A 21,743-nucleotide genomic window follows, 5' to 3' on the forward strand; every position below is an offset into this window, starting at 1 on the left:
TCAGGCTATGAATGCGGCGCGCCGCGGGAAGATACTGCATTGCCGGCACGAAGGCTCGCCCCGTTGCATGCGCCGATGCGAGCGTCTCGCGCCTTTCCAGTCACTCGGGAGCAACCATGCGCTACAGGAAATTCGGCAATACCGGTCTTTTCGTCTCCGAACTGTGTCTCGGCACGATGACCTTCGGCGGCGGGACCGGCGGGATCTGGGACAACATCGGTCAGTTGCAGCAGACGGAAGCGGACAAGCTCGTCGGCCGCTCGCTGGATGCGGGCATCAACTTCATCGACACCGCCGACGTCTACGCCGACGGCCAGTCGGAAGTCATCACCGGCCAGGCGCTCAGGAACCTGAAGGTGCCGCGCGAAAACGTCGTCGTCGCGACGAAGATTCTCGGCGAAACCGGCACCAAGGGGGCGAATTCGCGCGGTGCGTCGCGCTATCACATCATCGACGGCGTGAAGGCGAGCCTGAAGCGCCTGCAGCTCGATCACGTCGACCTGTACCAGATTCACGGCTTCGATCCGGCGACGCCGATCGAGGAAACCCTGCGCGCGCTCGACAACCTCGTGCAGCACGGACACGTGCGCTATATCGGGGTGTCGAACTGGGCGGCGTGGCAGATCATGAAGGCGCTCGGCATTTCCGAGCGGCTCGGCCTCGCGCGCTTCGAATCGCTGCAGGCGTACTACACGATCGCGGGCCGCGATCTCGAGCGCGAAATCGTGCCGCTTCTGCAAAGCGAGAATGTCGGGTTGATGGTGTGGAGTCCGCTCGCGGGCGGCCTGCTGTCGGGCAAGTTCACGCGCGAAGGCGGCAAGGAAGAAGGCAGCCGCCGCACCAAGTTCGATTTTCCGCCGGTCAATGTCGAGCGCGCCTATGACTGCGTGGATGTGATGCGGCGCGTGGCCGAGGCCAAGGGCGTGTCGGTCGCGCAGGTCGCGCTTGCGTGGCTCCTGCATCAGAAGGTCGTGACGAGCGTGATCATCGGCGCGAAACGGCTGGAGCAGCTCGACGACAACATCGCGGCGACCAAGGTCCGGCTCAACGAGGACGAACTCGCCGCGCTCGATGAGGTGAGCCGGTTGCCGTCCGAATACCCGGGCTGGATGCTCACGCGCCAGGGGGAATATCGGCGGAACCAGCTGAAGGAGGAGGCGGCAGAGTAATTTCCGGCGCGGGCGGCCAGCGAAGCCGCCCGCTTCAGCTAGGTATTTACCCGTGTTTCACCGGTTTTCGGGGCATTTTCCGGCCATTATCTCGAAATCCGATAGACCTTATCCTCCGTATCGCGTTGCGGCATAAGGCCGCTCTGCCGACACTGTACGCACAACATCGCCACCGCATCACGGAGACAATCATGCGTACTCAAGTCGGTATCGTCGGCGCGGGCCCTGCCGGGCTCCTGCTCTCTCATCTTCTTCATCTGCGCGGCATCGAATCGGTCGTGCTCGAAGCGCGCAGCCAGAACGACATCGAATCGACGATTCGCGCAGGCGTGCTCGAACAAGGCACGATGGATCTGCTCAATCAGGCGGGCCTCGGCGCGCGCATGCAGGCCGAGGGCGCGCTGCATCATGGTTTCGAGCTCGCGTTCGAAGGCGAGCGCCGCCGCATCGCGCTGACCGAACTGACCGGACATTCGATCACGGTCTATGCACAGCACGAAGTCATCAAGGATCTCGTCGCGGCGCGTCTCGCGGCGAACGGCGCGCTGAAGTTCAACGTGTCGAACGTATCGCTGCACGATTTCCAGGAAGGCAGCGATCGCAAGCCTCGCATCAAATACCAGCACGAAGGGCGCGACGAAGAGCTGGAGTGCGACTTCATCATCGGCTGCGACGGCTCGCAAGGCGTTTCGCGCCAGTCGATTCCGGAAGCGGTCAGGCAGGACTATCAGCGCGTCTATCCGTTCGGCTGGTTCGGCATTCTCGTCGAAGCGCCGCCCTCTTCCGACGAACTCATCTACGCGCGCCACGATCGCGGCTTCGCGCTCATCAGTACGCGCTCGCCGGGCGTGCAGCGCATGTACTTCCAGTGCGACCCGAAGGATTCCGTCGATGCCTGGTCCGACGACCGCATCTGGGCGGAGCTGCATGCGCGTGTCGATACCGCCGATGGCTGGCAGATCACCGAAGGCAGGATTTTCCAGAAGAACATCGTCGGGATGCGCAGCTTCGTGTCTACGCCGATGCAGTCGGGCAAGCTCTTCCTCGCGGGCGACGCCGCCCACATCGTGCCGCCGACCGGCGCGAAGGGCCTGAACCTCGCGGTGTCGGACGTGCGTGTGCTGAACGCCGCGCTCGTCGACTTCTACAAGGAAGGCAGCGGCGAGAAGCTCGCCCGCTATACCGATACGGCATTGAAGCGCGTGTGGCGCGCCGAGCACTTCTCGTGGTGGATGACGCGCATGCTGCACAAGCTCGAGGACACGTCGCCTTTCGAGCAGCGCCTGCAAGTGGCGGAACTGGAGCACGTGACGACTTCGCGCGCGGCCGCCACCGCGCTTGCCGAGAACTACGTCGGCAGCGTGGCGGTTTGATCGGCTTCCGGGCGCAAGACGCGCGGCGCCCACCGGCGCTGCGCGTGGCGCCCATCAAAGCACCGCGACGACCCGCACGTCCCCTTCCACCGACGGAATCACCTGGCCGCCGACGCGGCGGAACGTGATCGTGGCGGTCTTGTCGCCGATACGCAGATCGCCGATTTCCAGCCAGTCGATGCCCTCCGGCAACTGCGGCCGGTCGATGCGCACTTCGTCATTGATGGCATCGACCGTCACGCCCAGACATGCCTCCAGGATCATGAACGGCGCGCCTGCCGCCCACGCCTGAGGCAGGCACGCGACCGGATAGGCAATCGGTCGCTCGCCGCGCTGCCGTGTGAATCCGCAGAAAAGCTCCGGCAGGCGCATATCGAAGGTAACGGCCGCCTCGAACAGCGATTGCAGCAGGCCGACCGCCGCGCCGCGATCGCCGTAGCGCGCGAGACCGCGGGCGCAAAGCGCCGTGTCGTGCGGCCATACGGAACCGTTGTGGTACGACATCGGATTGAAGCGCGGCTGCCCCGCCGCCAGCGTGCGCACGCCCCAGCCGGTGTGAAAGAGGGTCGATTCGAGCTGGCGCGCGACCGCCTCGCCGCGCTGGCGGTCCACGAGATCGAAAGCCAGCAGATGCCCCGCGTTCGACGAGAGCACGCGGCACAGTTCGCCCTTGCCGTCCAGTGCGATGCCGTAGAAATCCATCTCCGGCATCCAGTACATCTCCTCGACACGTTCGCGGATATGACGGGCGCGCCGCTCGAATTCTTGCGCGCGCTCGTCCTCGCCGCGTTCGCGGGCAAGGCGAGCCATCGTGGAAAACGCCGTCGATGCGTACCCCTGTACTTCGACGAGCGCAATCGGACCGATGGGGAATCTCCCGTCCGCATGGAACACGGAGTCCTGGCTGTCCTTCCAGCCCTGGTTCGCGAGGCCGTGCTCGGACGCGCGCTGATAGTCCAGCAGGCCGTACGGATTCTTGTCGCAGTGCCGCGCGACCCACTCGGCCGCCAGTTGCAGCGCCGGCCAGATCTCGTCGAGCAGTTCGCGGTCGCCGGTGCGCTCGGCATACGCGCCCGCGAGCACGATGAAGAGCGGCGTGCTGTCCACGCCGCCGTAGTACAGCGCGAACGGCACCTCGCCCGTGGCGGCCATTTCGCTCTTGCGGGTCTCGTGCATGATCTTGCCGATCTCGGCGTCGCGGAACGCCGAGTCCTCGCGCGCCTGATGTGCGGCGAGGAAGCGCAGCACGCCGCGCGCGAGCGTCGGATGCAGCCAGAGCATCTGCAGGGACGTGATGATCGCATCGCGCCCGAAGGCCGTCGAGAACCAGGGAATGCCCGCGTAGGGGTAGGGCCCGGTTTCGAGATCGGTGGTGAGCAGACCGAGATCCGCAAACGAACGATCGATCCATTCACTGAACAGCGGGTTGCTCGAACGCACCCGCGCGCTCGCGCGACGCCTGTCGCGCATGCGCCGGTGCGCCTCGACGAGCGCCTCGCGAATCGCCGGCCGGCCCGATTCGGGCTCGCATTCCGCCGCCTCGGCCGCGTTGCGCTTGCTCTCCTCGCTCGCGTCGCTCAAGGCGCGCGTGACGGCCGTCACCGAGAGATAGATGGAAATCGCCGTTTCCGACTGGATATGCAGCGCGTAATCGGCGCGCGTCGGCGAGAGCACGTCCGGAGCGGGCGTGAACTGGATGCGCGCCGTGCGCTCCACTTCGTCCAGACCGACATAGCACAGCACGACTTCGCCGTTCTCGACCAGCGGCGGCCGCAAGGTGCCGCGCTTGCCGCGCTTCGCGCCGCGCACTTCGAACATGTCGAGAAAATCCGCCGCGAAGGAGATGGAGAGCGGCACGGTGGACGGCTCCGTGCCGTAATTCGTGAGCACGATGCTCTCGTGCAGCACATGCCCGGACAGCACGCGCTTGCGCTCGACATGGATCACGCCTTCCGGCGTGCGCGCCCCGCCGATCGGCGGCAGTGGACGGTTGGTCAGGTGCGCGGTGAACACGGCGTTGTCACTCGATACGCTGCCCGAAAGCAGCGACGGCGCGCGGCCACCAAAGGTCAGCACGAGTTCCGAGAGCACGCGCGTGTCGTTGACGAACAGGCCGTCGTCGCCGCCGCGAATGTCGCCGTTGGCGTCGTACACGGCGAAGGTGTTGCCGGACTTCAGGACGAACTGACGTTCGCTCGGCATGTTGGCGTGCTCGGTCGGGATGAACGCCTCGTCGGCACCCGCGAGCTTCGGTTGCGAATCCTGCTCCTGCTGCTGTTGTTGCTGCATCTGTTCCTGCGTCTGTTCCTTGGTATTCATTGCGCCTTCCTGAAAGTAATCTGAAGGATGTTCGTGAGCCGCTCTGGAACGCGCTCGAGCTCCCCGGCACGCCGCAACACCCGATCGAGCGCTGCTTTCATGCAGCAGGTGAGCCGCTTACCCGCTATCATCGACGGTTTTTCGACCCAACCACGCCTGACGGGTTCTCCGCGCGCAATGTCATTTCCGCATATCGATTTGCTTTATTCTGCCTCAGGACTCGCGGTGGGCTTCCTGGTCGGCCTGACGGGCGTGGGCGGCGGTTCGCTGATGACGCCGCTGCTCGTCCTGCTGTTCGGCATTCACCCGGCGACGGCGGTCGGCACCGACCTGCTCTACGCCGCCGCGACCAAGACCGCGGGAACGCTCGTGCACGGCATCAAGGGCTCGGTCGACTGGCGCATCACCGGGCGTCTCGCGGCGGGCAGCGTGCCGGCGGCGGCCGTCACGCTCTATTTCCTGCACGCGCACGGCATCAGCTCGTCCGGCACCGCGCGGCTCATCCAGGTGATTCTCGGCAGCGCGCTCCTGATCACCGCCGTTTCGCTCGTCTTCCGGCCGCAACTCGCGCGCCTCGCTTACCAGAAAGGACGCGGCCGGCCCGAGCATCCCGCGCGCACCGCCGCCTGGACGATTCTCACCGGCGCGATCCTCGGCGTGCTCGTTTCGATCACTTCCGTGGGTGCCGGCGCGATCGGCGTGACGGTGCTGCTCCTGCTCTATCCGCGTCTCGCGACGGTGCGCATCGTCGGCTCGGACGTGGCGCACGCGGTGCCGCTCACGCTGATCGCCGGGGCCGGCCACTGGATGCTCGGCTCGGTGGACTGGGCGCTGCTCGTCTCGCTCCTCGTGGGCTCGATTCCGGGCATTGCCATCGGCAGCATGCTGTCCTCCAAGGCGCCGGAAGCGCTGCTGCGCCACGTGCTCGCCGCCACGCTCGTTCTCGTCGGAGCAAAGCTCGTGTTCAGTTGATGTTAGTCACGCTCCAAGGCAGTTTCCAGTCGGCCAGAAGACATAAGCCGATTCACGCGTCGTTCTGTTTTTTTGCCTATGCCGTTCGGCCGGGTTTCACGCGGCCGGACGATGCGGCATCATTCCCGCTCAGTTGACCCGCCAGTCGCAAGGCGGTCAAGTCGGGGCGCCGGGTAATGGGCGCGTCATCTTTCGGCGTCGATAATGCAGGCGCGCGTCATCGGGGCGTGTGCCGCATGTTCACGAGGAGTCAGGCGATGAATGAGAACGACCATCCGCAGCACGAGCTTCCTTCCGGCAACGACACACCAGACAGCGATGCACCCGCCGACCCCGCACGGCGGCGGCTGCTCGCGGCCGGTGTAGCGGGCGTTGGTATCGCGGGCCTGTCGCTCAGCGGATGCAATCTGTTCGAACAGAAGCCGACCACGCCGAAGACGGCGGCCGATCTCGCGCTGGACCGCGCGCTCGCGGCGAAGGTGCAGCATATCGTCGTGATTTACGCGGAGAACCGCAGCTTCACGAATCTCTACGGCGACTATCCGGGCGTGCAATATCCGCTCTCGGCCGTGCCAGCGTCGCGTTACACGCAACTCGACCGCGACGGCGTCACGCCGATGCCCGCGCTGCCGAAGATCTGGGGCGGTCTCGTGCCGCAGGCGCAGGAAGTCGACGGCAAGCGCTATGCGATCACCGAGCAGCAGATCACCGGCCTGAGCAACGCGCCCTTCCGGATCATGGACGCCCATGGCGCGCCGCTGCCCAATTCCGTCATCACGCGGGATCTCGTGCATCGCTTCTATCAGAACCAGATGCAGATCGCCGCCGGACGCAACAACCAGTTCGCGGCGTGGGGCGACTCTGGCGGCCTCGTGATGGGCCATTACCAGAACTCGCCGGACACGCTGAGGCTCTGGGGCCTCGCACAGCAGTACACGCTCTGCGACAACTTCTTCATGTCGGCATTCGGCGGTTCGTGGCTGAACCACATTTTCCTGATCTCCGCGCAGGCGCCCTTCTATCCGGACGCGAAGAGCGGCCCGGCGGCGAAGCTGCTGGCGGTCGTGGAAGGCGACGACCCCACGGGCGCGCGCCTGAAGCTCGCGCCCGACTCGCCCCGGTCCGCGCTCGAAGGTCCGCCGAAATTCGTGCGCGACGGCGCGCTCACGGCCGACGGCTACGCCGTCAACACAATGTTTCCGCCGTATCAGCCGAGCAATGTGCCGCCAACGCCGGGCGGCGATCCGCTTTACGCGGACAGAGCGAACGCGCTCGTCCTGCCGCCTCAGACCTATGCGACGATCGGCGATCGCCTCTCAGCGAAGAACATCGACTGGGCGTGGTACAGCGGCGCGTGGCAATACGCGCTGGAACATCGCGATACCGGTGTGGTTCCCGATTTTCAGTACCATCACCAGCCGTTCAATTACTTCGCGAACTACGCGCCGGGCACGGCCGCGCGCGCCCAGCATCTGCGCGACGCGGGCCTGGGCGACGACCCTTCCACGAACAAGCTGCTCGCGGATATCGACGCGGGCCGCTTGCCCACCGTCACGTTCTACAAGCCGCAGGGCAACCTCAACATGCATGCGGGATACGCGGACATCGCCTCGGGCGACCGGCATATCTCGAACGTGATCGAGCACATCCAGCGCGGGCCGCAGTGGGCGAATACCGTGGTGATCGTCACGGTCGACGAGAACGGCGGCTGGTGGGACCACGTCCCGCCGCCGAAGGGCGACCGCTGGGGGCCGGGCTCGCGCATTCCCGCGCTGGTGATTTCGCCGTTCGCGAAGAAGGGCTACGTCGATCACACCGTGTACGACACGAACTCGATCCTGCGCTTCATCTCGCGCGTGCACGATCTCGCACCGCTCGACGGCGTGGCCGCACGGGATCGCGCGTTCGCCGCCAACGGCGAGGCGCCGCTCGGCGATCTGACGAAGTCGCTGGATCTGGCGTGACGCTCGGTCGAGCGCGGCCAGGTTCGCCTAGCCCCGCTCGACCCAGGCGCGCGCGGATATCTCGACCAGATAGCCGTAATGCAACGCACCGACCGGCACGACCGCGCGCGCCGGCTTCCACTCGCCGAAGTGACGCGCATAGATCTCGTTGAACGCTTTCCAGTGCTCGATGCCGACGAGATACACCGTCACTTCGATGCAGTCTTCGAGCTTTGCGCCCGCGGCTTCCAGCACGGCGCGCAGATTGGAGAGCGTCTGTTCGGCCTGCTCTTCGAACGGCAGCTCGCCCGTGTGCGTGCCGTCCGGGCGCACCGGCAGTTGGCCGGAGACGCACACGAGATTGCCCGCACGCGTCGCGTGGCAGTAATGGCCTGCGGGAATGGGCAGGCCGGGCGCGTTGATGGTTTCGATCTTTGGCATGGTCGGTCGGGTGGTTGGGAGTCGAAGCAGTGCTCGTCAGAGCGTAAGCCTGCTGGCGAGGAAATCGAGAAATGCGCGCGAGCGGGCCGCCATCGACTCGCTCTGGTAGTACACCGCGTTGATCGGCTGACGGACATCTTCGAGGATGTCGTCGAGGATCGTGCGCAGGCGGCCCGCGCGGACGTCGGCGGCGCTCATGAAGTCGGCGAGGCAGGCGATGCCGCCGCCGTCGAGCGCCAGTTGCCGGATCGTCTCACCGCTCGAAGCCGAAACCGCCGGGCGGATCGTCACGAACGATGCGGCGCGCCCATCGCGAGTGTCGCGCAAAGGCCAGTCATTGAGGCTTTCGGGCGCGGTGAAGCCGATCAGCCGTGCGCGCACGAGTTCGTCGATGTCGCGCGGCTCGCCGTGCTCCGCGAGATAGGCCGGGCTCGCGAGCATGCGCAGACGGCTGCTGCCGAGCGCGCGCGCATGCAGTGTGGAATCCTGCAAGGCGCCGATGCGGATCGCGATATCCACGCGCTGCTCCAGAAGATCCACGATGCGCTCGTTGCTCGTCAGTTCGAGTGCAATTTCCGGATAAAGCGCCGCAAACGCGTTCACGTGCGGCACGATGCAATGAAGCACGAAGGGCGACGCCGCGTCCACGCGCAGGCGCCCGGCGGGCCGCTCCCGGTGACGCGCCAAGGCTTCCTCGGCATCCTCCATCGCCGCGAGTATCGCCCGGGCGCGTGCGAGAAAGAGTTCGCCCTCGTCGGTGAGGTGCAGACGGCGCGTCGTGCGCCGCACGAGCGTCGCATCCAGCTTCTTTTCGAGGCGCGTGAGCGTGCGGCTCACGCCCGAAACCGTCTGCTGGAGCGCCTCGGCGGCCGCCGTCATCGAACCGCTGTCGATCACGGTGACGAAAACGAGCAATTCGTCGGTATTCGTCTTCAAATTCTTGATTCCAGGTCAAGATTCATTTGAGACTACCACCGTTTTTGCGAAAGTCGAAGCGGATCATACTGTGCTCATCGAGTTTGAACATTCAACGGAGCATGAACATGAACATCTTCATCACGGGCGCGGGCGGTTTCATCGGCGGGTCGATCGCCGCGGGGCTCGCGCGCGACGGGCATCGCGTGCGCGGACTGATTCGCCGTGCCGAGCAAAGCGACGATCTGAAACGCCTGGGCATCGAACCGGTCATCGGCAGTCTGGACGATGCCGCCCTGCTCGCCGCCGAAGCCCGCGCGGCCGATGCGGTCATCAACGCCGCCAGCAGCGATCATCGCGGCGCGGTCGAAGCGCTGATCGGCGCGCTCGAAGGCTCGAACAAGCCGTTTCTGCATACGAGCGGATCGAGCATCGTCGGCGACGCGTCGGGCGGCGAGGCGTCGGACAAGATCTACACGGAGGACGATCTGCCCGAGCCGACGCCCGACAAGGCGCCGCGCGTCGCGATCGACAATCTCGTGCTTGGCGCCGCCGAACGTGGCGTCCGCTCCGCCGTGCTCTGCAACACGCTGATCTACGGTCACGGGGCGGTGCCGAATACCGCGAGCGTGCAGCTCCCGCGGCTGGAACGTCAGGCGCGCAAGAGCGGCATCGTGCGGCACGTGGGACGGGGGTTGAACATCTGGTCGAACGTGCATATCGACGATGTCGTCGAGATCTATCGCCTTGCGCTCGACAAGTCGCCGGCGGGCACGTTCTATTTCGTCGAGAGCGGCGAAGCGCAGTTCCGCGACATGACCGCCGCGATGGCGAAGACGCTCCACTTGCGCGGCCCGGAAGACTGGCCGCTCGAGGATGCGATCAGGGAATGGGGTTACGAGATGGCGTCGTACGGTCTCGGCTCGAACAGCCGCGTGCGAAGCAAGCGCACGCGCGAAATCCTCGGCTGGCGGCCGCTGCGCACGTCGGTCATCGAGTGGATCGAGAAGGACATGGTCGCCTGATCGCATCGCAGACGCGCGGCAAACTGGCTTGACCAATTCGCCGCGCAGGCGCGTCAGGGAACCTGTCTGAGCTTACCTGAGCGCGCTCGCGAACTTCTCGATCGCCGCTTCCGGCATGCCCGACGTGGCCGCCGAATCGCGGATCTGCCTCCACGTCGTCGGATCGATCGCGATGCCGTTGGCCGTGCGCTCGGCGCGGCGCGCGTCTTCAGGCTCGCCCGGCGCGTGGATCGCGTCGACGCCCTCGGCGCGCGGCGAAGCCTTCATCCATTCGAGGAACGCTTCGGCCTCCGCCTGCGCGGCGGGCGCATCGAAGGCGTTCGGATCGACGATCACCGAAGTCATGCAGTTGATGATCGCGCTCGACTTCTCCAGCGTGCTTTCATGCGTCGTATAGCCGCCCGACAGCGCCCCGCCGAAAATCTCGCACAGCGCGGCAAGTCCCGAGCCTTTGTGCAGGCCGAACGCCGTGAGCGAGCCGAACGGCTCCTCGTGCATGACCTTCGGCTCGATGGTCGGCTTGCCTTCGTGATCGAGCAGCATGCCCGGCGCGACCTTGACGCCCTTGTTGTACGCGACGCGCGTCTTGCCGTACGCGATGCCGGCCGTCGCGAAGTCGAGCACGAGCGGGCTCTTGCCTTCGCGCGGGTATGCCGCGCAGAACGGATTCGTGCCGAAGCGCCGGTCGATGCCGCCGAACGGCGCGACCAGCGGATCGCCCGCCACGTTCACGAAGTGGAACGACACGAGCCCCGCCTTCGCGCACTGCTCCGCCCAATGGCCGATGCGCCCGATGTGATGCGCGTTGCGCAAACCGACCGCGCACACGCCGAGCTTTTTCGCGCGCTCGATGCCGTGCTCCATCGCCTCGTAGGCAACGACCTGGCCGAAGCCCTTGCGTCCGTCGACGGTCAGCACCGCGCCCGCATCGCGGACGATCTCGGCGTGCGTGTTGAGCTTCAGTTGCCCCTCGCCGAGCGACGCGACGTAACGCGGGATCATCCCGACGCCGTGCGAATCGTGGCCCGACAGATTCGACATCACGAGATGATCGGCGACCAGTTCCGCCTCGCGCGGCGCGCTGCCCGCGTGTTCCCAGATCGCGCGGACGTAGGCGTGCAGCGTGTCGGCGGCGATGCGCCGTTCTGCTGGGGAAGGGGTGGGCGTTGGGGATGCATTCATTGCGACACTCGTCTCCTGGTTGATGGCTCGCGCGTTCGTTTTTTCGAGACGCGCGCGGGCCTATCACTTTACAGACGATCAACTGGCCTTACCAGTTTGTTTTTACAAAATCGCTGAAAACGGGCGAAAAAAAGCCCGGACGAGCCGGGCTTGCAGATTCCGGTCGATGCGCCCGACGCTCAGGGCGCCGCCGCGATCACCTCCGCGACGGCGGCCGTCAGCTTCTTCGCATACGGCACGTGCAGGAATTCATTCGGGCCGTGCGCGTTGGATTTCGGGCCGAGCACGCCGCACACCATGAACTGGGAGCGCGGAAAGCCCTCCTTGAGCGTATTCATCAGCGGAATGGTGCCGCCCTGCCCCATGAATGCGACATCCGCGCCGAAGTGGCGCCGCGACGCGTCATTCAATGACGACGCGAGCCAGGGCGCGAGATCGGGCGCGTTCCAGCCCGTGGCCGCGCCCGCCTCCGGCTTGAACGTGACCCTGGCGTTATAGGGCGGATCGAGTTCCAGCAGCGTCTTCAGTCGCGTGACCGCTTCCGTCGCGTCCACGAGCGGCGGCAGGCGCAGCGACAGCTTGAACGCCGTGCGCGGCGCGAGCACGTTGCCCGCATCCGCGAGTGGCGGCAGGCCGGCCGCACCCGTCACGGTGAGCGACGGGCGCCAGGTGGAATTGAGCAGTGCTTCCCGCGGGTCGGTCGTGGTCGGCAGGACGCTGCCCCCGTCCTGACCGCAACTCCACGGCAGCTTCTTCCAGACGTCGTCGCCGAGAATGCGCGCGGTGGCTTCCGTTTCGCGCCGGCGCTCTTGTGGAATCGGGCAGTGGAAGTCCTTGGGCAGCAGGTCGCCGGTGCCCGCGTCTTCCAGGCGCTCGAACAGCTGCCGCATGATGCGGAAGGTCGACGGTGCGATGCCGCCGTAGCCGCCCGAGTGAATGCCCTCTTCCAGCACCTGCACTTCGAGATCGCCCGCGACGAGGCCGCGCAGCGAAGTCGTGAGCCAGAGCTGATCGTAGTTGCCCGCGCCGGAATCGAGGCAGATCACGAGGCCGACATCGCCCAGCCGCTCGCGCAATGCGTCGATGTAGGGCAGGAGATCGTAGCTGCCGGATTCCTCGCAGGTCTCGATGATGCCCACGCAGCGCGGCCGCTCGACGCCCTGCGCGTCCAGCGCCGCGAGCGCCGTGATGCTCGCGTAGGTGGCGTAGCCGTCGTCGGCGCCGCCGCGGCCGTAGAGCTTGCCGTCCTCGAGCTTCGGCGTCCACGGGCCGAGATCGCTGCGCCAGCCCTCGAATTCAGGCTGCTTGTCGAGATGGCCGTAGAGCACGACCGTTTCCGTGCTGCCGGAACGTGTGGCGGGCGCTTCGAAGAAGATCACCGGCGTGCGCTCGGGCAAGCGCACGATCTCGACCTTGAGGCCTTTCACCGGCTGCGTCCGGACCCAGTCGACCGCGTCGGTGACCACGCGCTCGATGAAGCCGTGGCGCGCCCAGTCGCTGTCGAACATCGGGCTCTTCGCGGGGACCGCGATGTAGTCGGTCAGCGCGGGAACGATCTCGTCGTTCCATTTGCGATCCACGAAATCGCGCAGGACGGCGGAATCGAGCCGTACTGCTTCTTCGTGTTGCGTGCCGTCGCCGATAGTCATGAGCGTGTTTCCATTCGAGCAAAATTCCATCATAGACGGGATTTGCCCTCGGCTCGACCGGCCGCGCGCCGGGCATGCGCGACCGACGTGATTTTTCTTCAACGCCCGGTCGAGCTGCCTGCCTCGTCGCGCGTACCCGACACGACCACGCGCGTCACCGCCGGATCCGAATCGATCGCCTCATCCGTGAATGGAAAGCGCGCCCAGCGCTTCGCCGCGAACGCACGCGTCGCGTCGGCGGAATGCGGGGATGCGGGATCGTCCGATTCGGAATGCGAGAGCATCGTGTCCGCCTCCACGCCGTTCGCGCCGAACGTGACCACCTGCACGTAGCTGTCGCCCTGGCCGCTCACGTCCATCGGATAGCCCTTCGCATCGAGCGGGCGCCGCGCGCAGACGATCGTGAAGTAGCCGGCCTCGTCGCAGCCGCCGTACAGGGGCACGCGCGCGCCGCGGCGCTCCGTGTAGAGAATGTCGCCGCGGCGCGAATCGAGCGCGAAGCCGTTGAGCCTGAGGGCGAGCGCCGCGCCGCCGAGCGCCTGACGCAGATCCTGCAGCACGGCCGGATTGTCGACGTTGAAACCGGCAGGCGTCGCGAGCGGCTTGTTCGGATCGAAGCCCGACTCGTACAGGCGCTCCGGCGCGATACGCGTCACGCGTGCCCAGAACTCGTCCCACAGGTTCGCGCCGCGCGCGTCGGTATCCGCCGTGCCGTTCCATTGACGCAAGACTTCACACGCATCGTGCAGCGCGGAAAGCGCATCGTTGACGGTGCAGATCGCGTCGAGCAGCGGCTTGCGGAACAGCCGCTCGGACATCGAGCTGGTTTCCAGCACGGCGGATTCGAGCGCCTCGCGCGTGACGCCGCCGCGTTCACGCTGCAGCCGCGCGGCGAGCAGATGGCCGTAACGCGTGCGCAGCGACTGCTCGGCGCGCGTCGCGCCCGCGATGCGGGGATAGCCCGACATCGGCGCGTTCGCGTTGGCGAGCCAGTAGCTGTCGTTGAAATTGCCGACGTAATCGCCGCGCACGGTGTTGGGCAACTGATCGACGGGCAGCGCGCCCGGCTGCATGCTCGCCGGATCGACGCGCCACGCGCACGCGCTCTTCGAGCCGTCGAGAAACGGCGCGCCGGGGACGCGACCCGCGAACGCGCGGCCCGCCGGCGGCGTGCAAGAATCGGCTAGCGCATCGGGCACGTTCGGGATCGGGCCGATATCCGCGAACCAGACGCGCTCGTCGCCGCGCCCGATCGCGAAGGTGTTCGCCCAGGGCATCGCCGCGTAGCGTTTCTGGAGCGTCATGAAGTCGACGAGCGAGTGCGCCTGGTTCCACGCGAAGAAGTTCTGAAACGCGCGCGTGTTGTCGACGTTCACGTCGGCGAGCGCATAGGCGCGCTGCGCGCTCCAGCCGAGGCCTTGCGCCATCGCGGAAAGATCGACGACCGGCCCGAACCGCGTGCGGTAGAGCGTGCGCGACACCGACTCGAGCGTGCCGTCCGCGCGGCGCGCACGCACGGTGAGCGGCACGGGCGTCATCGCCTCGCTCTGGCCGTCGACGAGATAGTGCGTCGGATCGGCGGGATCGAGCGTCAGCTGGAAGATGCCGAAGCGCCGCGCGCTCGACACCGTATGCGTCCACGCGATGTTGTCGTTGAAGCCGAGCACGATCAGCGGCACGCCGAGAAACGACACGCCCGCGACGTTCACCTGCCCGGGTATCGTCAGTTGCGCCTGATAGAAACGGTCGGGACCGCGCCAGAACCAGTGCGGATTGCCGAACAGGATGCTGCGCTTGTCGCGCGTGATCGGCGCGCCGAACGCGAGCGCGTTGCTGCCGATGCCGGGGTTCTCGCCGATGGAAAAGCGCAGCGTGTCGAGCGCCGTCTGCGCTGACTCGGCTGCGGCGGGCGCGGGCGAGTCGCGCTCGCCGCGCGGCGCCGGTGCGGCTGGCTTCGGTGGATGGGCGATCGCGATCGGCGTCACGAAGCGCGCCGAGCCGCCCGCGAGATTGGCCGCGATCAGCCGCAGATAGATATCGTCCGCGCCGATCCTGCCGACCCACGGCTTGCCCCGGCACGCGGCATGCGCGCTCGGAAACTTGCCCGCGTCGAGGTCGGCGAGATAGCGGTTGTAGCCATTTGCGAAACCATCGATCAGATTGCGCAGCTCGGCGGGCTGCGCGGAGCGGTAGCGAACGACGGCCGCCTGATCGCCGACCATGCGAAAGAAGAAGTCCGCGTCGATGTTGCGCGGCTGGCCGAAGGTCGCGGCGGCGGGCGGACGCGCGTCCGCCCCGAAGTACTCCGAACGCTCGCCGCGATAGGTGACGAAGGCATCGGCAAGCGTGCACAGGTTGTCTTCCGCCTGCGCATAGCCGAACCCGAAGCCGAGACCGCCCCAATCGGCCGCGCGAATATGGGGAACGCCGTCCTGCGTGCGGCGGATTTCGGCGCTCCAGGCGGTCTGCGCGCCAGGGCCGGTCTGATATGCCACGCCCGTCTGGCCGGCCCCGCGCGATGTTTCCGGCGGCACGACGCAGCCGGCCAGCAAGGCGCTCGCGAGCACCCCGGAGATCGCAAGGCAGACGGAATGGTTCATCGATAGCGTCCTTCAGTCCGATCGACGTGATGACGGGCCGAACACGTCCCCGCGCGCAGTATCGCATCGCGCGCGGCGGACGCCCACCAAAATCTGGCTGCTCGCGTTGACGCGGCGAGCCGTTGCACAATGAATCGCAGACAGCGTTTCGATTCCATGAACGAGTCCCACGATATCGCCGACGTCCCTGCGGACGATCCCCGCCCCACGCCGCCCGAGCGCCCTTTGCCGGGAGACTGCTGCCAGAGCGGCTGCAACCCGTGCGTCTTCGATCTGTACCAGGAAGCACTCGAACGCTACGAGGCGGAGTTGCGCGCGTGGGAAGCGCGGCATGCGCAGCCATCCGGCAAGCGCGGCCGGTGAGCGCCGCGCGCCGTCGATTCGAGCAGGGAAACGCGCCCGGCGCTATGCTTGTGTCCCCTCTGTCCCTGTCGGCCGGATCGGGCGCGCAGACGCTTGCTCCGGTCTCATGAAAAGCTGTCGAAACAAACCTCAAGGAGCGCAAACCCATGTCTCTCACGATGTATCGCGCGTCGATTCCGGTCTTCATCCGCGGACTCGAAGTGTGCGCGGATCTGCTCAAGAAAGGCGCCGCCTTCGCCGATGAAAAAGGCCTCGCCCACGCCGACGTGATCAACGCGCGCCTCGCGCCGGACATGCTGCCGCTCGCCGCGCAGATCCAGCGCGCGAGCGACACCGCGAAGCTGTCGGCCGCGCGCCTCGCGGGCGTCGAAGCACCGCGCTTCGAGGACAACGAGGACAGCTTCCCGTCGCTGCAGGCGCGCATCGAGAAGACGATCGCGTTTCTGAAGAGCATCGACCGGGCATCGCTCGCCGACAGCGAAACGCGCACGGTCACGCTGAAGTTTCCGGACTTCTCGCCGTCGTTCTCGGGCGTCGATTATCTGTTCGGCTTCGGGCTGCCGAACTTCTATTTTCATGTCGTCACGACGCACGACATCCTGCGCCATCTCGGCGCGCCGGTCGGCAAGCGGGACTATCTCGGTCCGCTCAAATGAGCTTGAAATTCCGCTGAGAGCTTGGTCCGGACGGCGGTGCGGCCGGACCTTCGACGATGGCTACGCTCATCACGCGACGGCTGGGCTGCGCTAGCCCTGCCGCGCCGCGATCTGCTTGCGCCAGCCGGCGAGGATGCGCCGCGCGAGCGCATCGTAGTCGCCGCCGAAGTGATGGTCGCCGGGCAGCTTCACCACTTCGATGCCCGTCTTCGTGAGCGCCGGGCACAGCGTGTCTTCTTCCTTCTCGCCGTAGATGCATTGCACCATCGACGGCGGCAGCCTGTCCAATTCCGGCCGCACCTTGAGTGCCTTGTCGCTCGCCGGCATGCCGAGCCAGCCCGTCACGCGGATCTGGAAATCGGCGGCGGGCGAGAAGCCCATCAGCGAGATGTACGACACCTGCGCGCGCGCCGCGTCCGGCAGGCGGTTGTATGCGAACGGCATCACGTCCGCGCCGAAGGAGTAGCCGACGAGCGCCACGTGGCTCGTATGCCAGCGGGCTTCATACGTGCGGATCACGCGGGCCAGATCGTCGGCGGTCTGCTGCGGCGTCTTCTCGCCCCAGAAGTAGCGCAGCGAGTCGATGCCGATCACCGACACGCCGTCGCGCTGCAGCGCGAGCGCCATCGTCTTGTCGAGATCGCGCCAGCCGCCGTCGCCGGAAATCACGATCGCGAGAAGATCGGTCGGCTGCGCCGCGCGCAGCTCGATCAGCGGGAGATCGGAAACGTCGCTCTCCGTCACGGGCCCGGCCTTCTTCAGATGCGGCGCCGTCATCGCGACGAGCGCATCGGCCTTCGCGCGGCCCGGCTGCATCGCGGCGCGCTCCATGAAGCCCGGCAAGCCCTTGGCGTGGATGATCGTCGGGTCCGGCGGACACGGGTTGAAGCGCGCATCGAGCTGCGCATCGGGCCCGAGCGACACGGCGCCCGCCACGGTGTTATCGGGCGCCTGGCCGAGCGAGCGTTCCGCGAGGATCGCGCCCTGTCCCGCGCCGACGAGAATCGGCGAGAAATAATGGTTCGTCTGCACGGTGCGTTCGAGCTGATGGCTCATGTTCTCCGCATCGCCGACGAGGTTGTGGCACGACTTCTCGCTCTTGTCGGTCGCGAGCCGCGCGGCATAACGCGGCGTGTCCACGCCGACGACCATCGCCCCCTTGGCGGCCAGCGCATCGGCGGCCTGCTGGTCGGCCGGGGTCCATCCGCCTTTGTCGGAGAACAGAACGACGAAGCCGGTCATGTCGCCTGCGGGCTTCGTGAGCGTCACCTGACCGTAACGGCCGCCGGCGATCGACTCGGCGGCATGCGCCATACCAGCCATACCAGACAGGGAAATACCACAGACGGCGGCCGCTGCCCGCGCCGCCGCTTTCTTGCCAAAGAATTTCATGAACGCCAGCCGCCCGCGAGAAGCGAGAGGTCCGCCAAAGTAAAAAACACCCCGACCGAGCCGGACGCCGCCAGATAACGCGGCTCCCAGCGCGGCTGGAACTTGCTCTTGAATCCGCGCAGGCCGCGGAAGTTGTAGAAGCGACCGCCGAAGCGCCACATGAGCCCCGCGAGACGATGCCAGTGCGATGCGAGCGGCGTCGGCTCCATGCCCGACAACGGCGCGATGCCGAGCGACAGCGACTTGAACCCGGCCTCCTTCAGATGCAGCGCGAGCTTGGTGAAGAGGTACTCCATCGCGTACGGCGACGCTTCGGCGACATGGCGCATCACGCCGACGGTCGCTTCGGTGTTCATGTCCGTCGTCATGAAGGTGACGAACGCGACCGGCTCGCCGTGCTGGCGCACCAGCAGCACCGACTGCGCCGAGAGATATTCCTCGTTGAACGCCGCGACCGAGAAGCTCTTCTCGCGCGCGGAGCGGCTCTCCAGCCAGTCGTCGGAAATCGCGCGCAGCATCGGCAGGCTTTCGGCGACATGGTCCGGTGCGATCAGCTCGGTGTCGAAGCCATCGCGCTCGCCGCGCTTCAGCGCATAACGCAGATGCGCGCGGTGCGAGCCCTTCAGATCGAACTCCGAGAGCGCGACGTGCGCTTCCTCACCGAGCTTCATCAGCGTGAGGCCGGCGTCGAGATAGAGGGGCAGCGCGTCGGCGCGGACCTGGTAGAACGCCGCCCGGCCGTTGTGCGCATGCGCGAGCTCCACGAACTTGCGGATCAGCTCCGCCCACTCGCGGCGCGGACCGACCGGGTCGTGCAGCGCGGCCCACGTGCGGCCGTGCTTCGCGTACATCAGGAAGGCTTCGCGCGACTCGGAAAAGAGGAAGCTCTTGTCGCCCATCATCGCGAGACCCGCGTCGCTGCGCTCCTGCGCACGGAAGATGCGCGCGGCGTCGGCGAGATCCTGCGGCGCCGGCTTCACGAAGCGGCCCGCAGCCGGACGCAGCAGCTGCCAGACGGCGAATGCCAGGGCGAACACCGCCGCCGCCAGCGTGGCGCGCAGCGCGCGCGGCGCGCGCTCGTCGAACGCGAATTGCCACCAGAGATCGCCGCTGTACGGCACGTCGCGGAACGCGAAGAACATGATCCAGACGGCGAGCGCCATCACGACGCCGACCGAAATCAGCCACGTCGCGGTGAAGCGCTCGGCAAAGAGCGACGAGCGGCGGTTGAAACGCTCGCGCGTCGCGATCAGCAGGACGATGAGAAACGCCAGCACGCCCGCCTCGACGAACGCGAGACCCTTGGCGAGCGACAGCGCGAGGTTCGCCACGGCGAGCATCAGCGCGAGCCACCAGGCGGCGTCGAGGCGGCGCATCAGGCCGCGCGCGACGAAGAGCAGCAGCACACCGAGCACGGAGCCGAGCAGTTGTGAACTCTCCAGCACCCACAGCGGAACGATGGTCTGCAGGAGCGCGATGCGCATCTTGAACGCGGGCGTCGCACCCGAGATGACGAGCATCGATCCCGCCGCGAAGGTGATGATCGACAGGAAAACCGGCGCCAGCTGCGAAACGTGATGCGGGCTCAGAAAGCCGAAGCGCCCTTTCAGCGCGCGGCCTTCGAACGCCGCCATCACGCCGGCGGAGAGAATCAGCGGCAGGCCGAAGTAGATCGCGCGATAGGCGAGCAGCGCGGCGAGCACGTCCGGCGTCCTGGCGCTGCCGCCGAGCGCGAACACCATCGCCGCCTCGAACACGCCGACGCCGCCGGGCGTATGACCGATCATGCCGAGCAGCATCGCCGCCGAGAACACCGTCATGAATTCGCCGAAGCCGACCTGCGCGTTCGGCAGGAGCGCCCAGAGCGCGAGACCGGCGCCGAACACGTCGACGACGGCGAGCGCGGCCTGCGCGACGAAATCGCGGCGCGCGGGCACGGTGAACGAGAGCCACTTCCAGCGCGAGCGCAGCGTGCGCGGCTCGCGGCCGCAAAGCAGGACCATCGCGGCGAACACGGCGAGGAGCGCCGCGCCGGTCGCGCGCAGCGCCGCCGGCGGCAGGTGCATCATGCCGGAGAGCGTGCCCGCGCCGAGCAGCATGCCGGCCGCGGCCATGAACGCGAGGGAGAGCGCGAGCGTGACGCTCGTGAAGATGGTCAGGCGGCCGACCTGAGCCGGCGTCACCTCGGCCGCGCCGTAGACGCGGCAGCGCACGGCGCCGCCCGTCAGCGCGCCGAAACCGGTTACATTGCCGAGCGCCGAGCCGACCGTCGCGCCGACCCACAGCAGCGAGCGCGGCACCGCCGCGCCGATGTGACGCAGGCCCACCGCGTCGCGCCCGACCAGCGCCGCGAAGGAGAGCGCGGTGGCGAACAGCGCCGCGACCCAGGCCTGCAGCGTCATGACGCGCAGCGAATGGATCACCGACTTGTAATCGACCGAGCGCGAAAGATGCTGGAAGACCACGAGCAGCAGCACACAGACGACAATCGTGAGCGCGGGCGCGGCGAGCCGCTGGAGATCGAAGCCGCCGGACGAACGTCCGATCGGGGAAATGGCGCGAAGCCGGGCGAGCAACTTTGTGCGAGACATGCGTTCTATCAGACTGGCTCACGCTGCGTGCCGCCCGCGAACGGACGACGGCAGCGGTATATCACTGTTATCGGGATCCGCGCACCAGACGCGGTCGGAGAGCGCCATTTCGGCTCCCGCCGCCCGCGCTCGCGCCATACAAAAGGCTTTACACCATGAAACGCCTATATAACGGCGGCGGTTGACCCGACTTGACCCATATTGGGGAAAACTACGGGTCGAAAGGTTTGCTGCAGTTCGGCGCGGCTCCCCGGACCGCCCGTACGGGATCGGCACGAAATCGGCCGCGCTTTACGGTTTGTCAGGGAAACGGTTAGGATCGACGGCCGCGGATGCGGCTGGCATCGAACGATGCGCCGGGCGGAAGATTAAGTGGAAACTACAAAAAGGTCATCGTATTTATGAGAAAAACCATCGCAATCCTGTTCGCGGCAATCGGCGCGTCGGCCTTGAGCGCATGCGTATCGACGGACGACAACCTGCTCAGGACCGTGCCGGTCGGGTCCGGCACGTCGCAGGCGAAGCCGTACGATTTCATCCGGTGCGTGAAGTCGAAATGGACGCCGATCGCCGGCCGCGTGCGCGAGTACTCGCCGAGCGCCGACACGCAGGCCGTATCCATCCCGGGCGCGGGCTACACGAGTCAGTCGGTCGTGCTGCTGATTGCGCAGGCGTCCGCGAACGGCACCGGCTACACCATTTATGGCGATGTCGCGGTCGCGAGCCGCTACGTCGCGGCCGCTCACACCTGCGACTGAACCCGGCTGCGCGCCTAGGAAGACTTGCCGTTGCGCATGTCGACACCGGCCAGATGCGTGCCGACGATGCGCCCGATCAGATACCCGTCCGACGCGCACGCGTTCACGCGCTCCTTGCCGTTCCACTGGATCTTGTATTGATCGTCCTGCGAGTGAATGGCGGAGGCGTCGAACTTGCGCTTCGGCTTGCCGCCGTTGCGCGCGTCCTCGCCGACGAGGCGGTTCCACGTCAGGGCGTAGCCGTAGCGCACGCCATCGGCGAAGGCGTCGCTGTCGCAGACCTGGGATGGCGGCGTCGTCCTGACCATCAGGTGGTAGCCGTTCGCGCTGCCGACCATGATGCGCTGCTCGCCCGGCGGCGTCGGTGGCGCGGGCGGCCTGGGGGCCGCCTGAGC

The 21,743-nt window shown here is 66.8% G+C and carries 17 protein-coding genes; 8 read left to right on the forward strand and 9 right to left on the reverse strand.

What is annotated here, in order from left to right; all coding sequences use genetic code 11:
- Positions 1 to 116: 116 nt before the first annotated feature.
- Positions 117 to 1,169, forward strand: a complete 1,053-nt coding sequence (locus tag AWB83_RS27280; RefSeq protein WP_087048733.1) for an aldo/keto reductase — start codon at positions 117 to 119, stop codon at positions 1,167 to 1,169.
- A 191-nt stretch (positions 1,170 to 1,360) separates the two neighbouring features.
- Positions 1,361 to 2,542 carry a 4-hydroxybenzoate 3-monooxygenase gene (locus AWB83_RS27285; RefSeq protein WP_087048734.1) on the forward strand — a complete coding sequence of 394 codons (1,182 nt, stop codon included), beginning with the start codon at positions 1,361 to 1,363 and terminating at the stop codon, positions 2,540 to 2,542.
- Between the two features lie 54 nt (positions 2,543 to 2,596).
- Here AWB83_RS27285 and AWB83_RS27290 read toward each other — a convergent pair whose 3' ends face one another.
- Positions 2,597 to 4,831, reverse strand: coding sequence for an amylo-alpha-1,6-glucosidase (locus tag AWB83_RS27290; protein WP_374729144.1), 2,235 nt, complete (start codon positions 4,829 to 4,831; stop codon positions 2,597 to 2,599).
- A 207-nt stretch (positions 4,832 to 5,038) separates the two neighbouring features.
- On the opposite strand from AWB83_RS27290, the gene AWB83_RS27295 reads away from it, so the two are divergent.
- Together AWB83_RS27295 and AWB83_RS27300 are read left to right on the forward strand one after the other, a co-directional pair.
- Positions 5,039 to 5,833, forward strand: coding sequence for a sulfite exporter TauE/SafE family protein (locus AWB83_RS27295; protein WP_087048736.1), 795 nt, complete (start codon positions 5,039 to 5,041; stop codon positions 5,831 to 5,833).
- A gap of 257 nt (positions 5,834 to 6,090) precedes the next feature.
- Positions 6,091 to 7,797, forward strand: coding sequence for an acid phosphatase (locus tag AWB83_RS27300; RefSeq protein ID WP_087048756.1), 1,707 nt, complete (start codon positions 6,091 to 6,093; stop codon positions 7,795 to 7,797).
- A 27-nt stretch (positions 7,798 to 7,824) separates the two neighbouring features.
- Here the strand turns inward: AWB83_RS27300 and AWB83_RS27305 are convergent, their stop codons facing one another.
- Both AWB83_RS27305 and AWB83_RS27310 read right to left on the reverse strand, forming a co-directional pair.
- Positions 7,825 to 8,217: a RidA family protein gene (locus AWB83_RS27305; protein WP_087048737.1), complete on the reverse strand. Its 393-nt coding sequence runs from the start codon at positions 8,215 to 8,217 to the stop codon at positions 7,825 to 7,827.
- A 36-nt stretch (positions 8,218 to 8,253) separates the two neighbouring features.
- A complete protein-coding gene (locus tag AWB83_RS27310) occupies positions 8,254 to 9,153 on the reverse strand; it encodes a LysR family transcriptional regulator (protein ID WP_087048738.1) in 900 nt (299 codons plus the stop codon).
- Between the two features lie 107 nt (positions 9,154 to 9,260).
- On the opposite strand from AWB83_RS27310, the gene AWB83_RS27315 reads away from it, so the two are divergent.
- Positions 9,261 to 10,157, forward strand: a complete 897-nt coding sequence (locus AWB83_RS27315; protein WP_087048757.1) for an NAD-dependent epimerase/dehydratase family protein — start codon at positions 9,261 to 9,263, stop codon at positions 10,155 to 10,157.
- 72 nt (positions 10,158 to 10,229) lie between these two features.
- On the opposite strand, the gene AWB83_RS27320 is transcribed toward AWB83_RS27315, so the two are convergent.
- The 3 genes from AWB83_RS27320 to AWB83_RS27330 form a co-directional block, all read right to left on the reverse strand.
- Complete coding sequence (locus AWB83_RS27320; protein WP_087048739.1) at positions 10,230 to 11,339, reverse strand: malate/lactate/ureidoglycolate dehydrogenase; 1,110 nt, start codon at positions 11,337 to 11,339, stop codon at positions 10,230 to 10,232.
- A gap of 179 nt (positions 11,340 to 11,518) precedes the next feature.
- A complete protein-coding gene (locus tag AWB83_RS27325) occupies positions 11,519 to 12,988 on the reverse strand; it encodes a M20 family metallopeptidase (protein ID WP_087048758.1) in 1,470 nt (489 codons plus the stop codon).
- A gap of 98 nt (positions 12,989 to 13,086) precedes the next feature.
- Complete coding sequence (locus AWB83_RS27330) at positions 13,087 to 15,588, reverse strand: penicillin acylase family protein (RefSeq protein ID WP_087048740.1); 2,502 nt, start codon at positions 15,586 to 15,588, stop codon at positions 13,087 to 13,089.
- A gap of 156 nt (positions 15,589 to 15,744) precedes the next feature.
- On the opposite strand from AWB83_RS27330, the gene AWB83_RS27335 reads away from it, so the two are divergent.
- Entirely contained in the window at positions 15,745 to 15,951 is a 207-nt protein-coding gene (locus tag AWB83_RS27335) for an oxidoreductase-like domain-containing protein (protein WP_087048741.1), read from the forward strand.
- 146 nt (positions 15,952 to 16,097) lie between these two features.
- Positions 16,098 to 16,607 carry a DUF1993 domain-containing protein gene (locus AWB83_RS27340; RefSeq protein ID WP_087048742.1) on the forward strand — a complete coding sequence of 170 codons (510 nt, stop codon included), beginning with the start codon at positions 16,098 to 16,100 and terminating at the stop codon, positions 16,605 to 16,607.
- Positions 16,608 to 16,697: 90 nt separating this feature from the next.
- Here the strand turns inward: AWB83_RS27340 and AWB83_RS27345 are convergent, their stop codons facing one another.
- Positions 16,698 to 17,999 carry a virulence factor family protein gene (locus AWB83_RS27345; RefSeq protein ID WP_208636811.1) on the reverse strand — a complete coding sequence of 434 codons (1,302 nt, stop codon included), beginning with the start codon at positions 17,997 to 17,999 and terminating at the stop codon, positions 16,698 to 16,700.
- Positions 17,996 to 20,590, reverse strand: coding sequence for a bifunctional lysylphosphatidylglycerol flippase/synthetase MprF (gene mprF / locus AWB83_RS27350; RefSeq protein WP_096059396.1), 2,595 nt, complete (start codon positions 20,588 to 20,590; stop codon positions 17,996 to 17,998). Before mprF ends, AWB83_RS27345 begins: the two co-directional genes overlap by 4 nt.
- 401 nt (positions 20,591 to 20,991) lie before the next feature.
- On the opposite strand from mprF, the gene AWB83_RS27355 reads away from it, so the two are divergent.
- Positions 20,992 to 21,348, forward strand: coding sequence for a hypothetical protein (locus tag AWB83_RS27355; RefSeq protein ID WP_087048744.1), 357 nt, complete (start codon positions 20,992 to 20,994; stop codon positions 21,346 to 21,348).
- Positions 21,349 to 21,362: 14 nt separating this feature from the next.
- On the opposite strand, the gene AWB83_RS27360 is transcribed toward AWB83_RS27355, so the two are convergent.
- Positions 21,363 to 21,743, reverse strand: a 381-nt coding sequence (locus AWB83_RS27360; RefSeq protein WP_087048760.1) for a hypothetical protein, incomplete at its 5' end; no start/stop codon positions are given.

The sequence above is a fragment of the Caballeronia ptereochthonis genome, from assembly GCF_001545075.1.
Taxonomy (GTDB): Bacteria; Pseudomonadota; Gammaproteobacteria; order Burkholderiales; family Burkholderiaceae; genus Caballeronia; species Caballeronia ptereochthonis.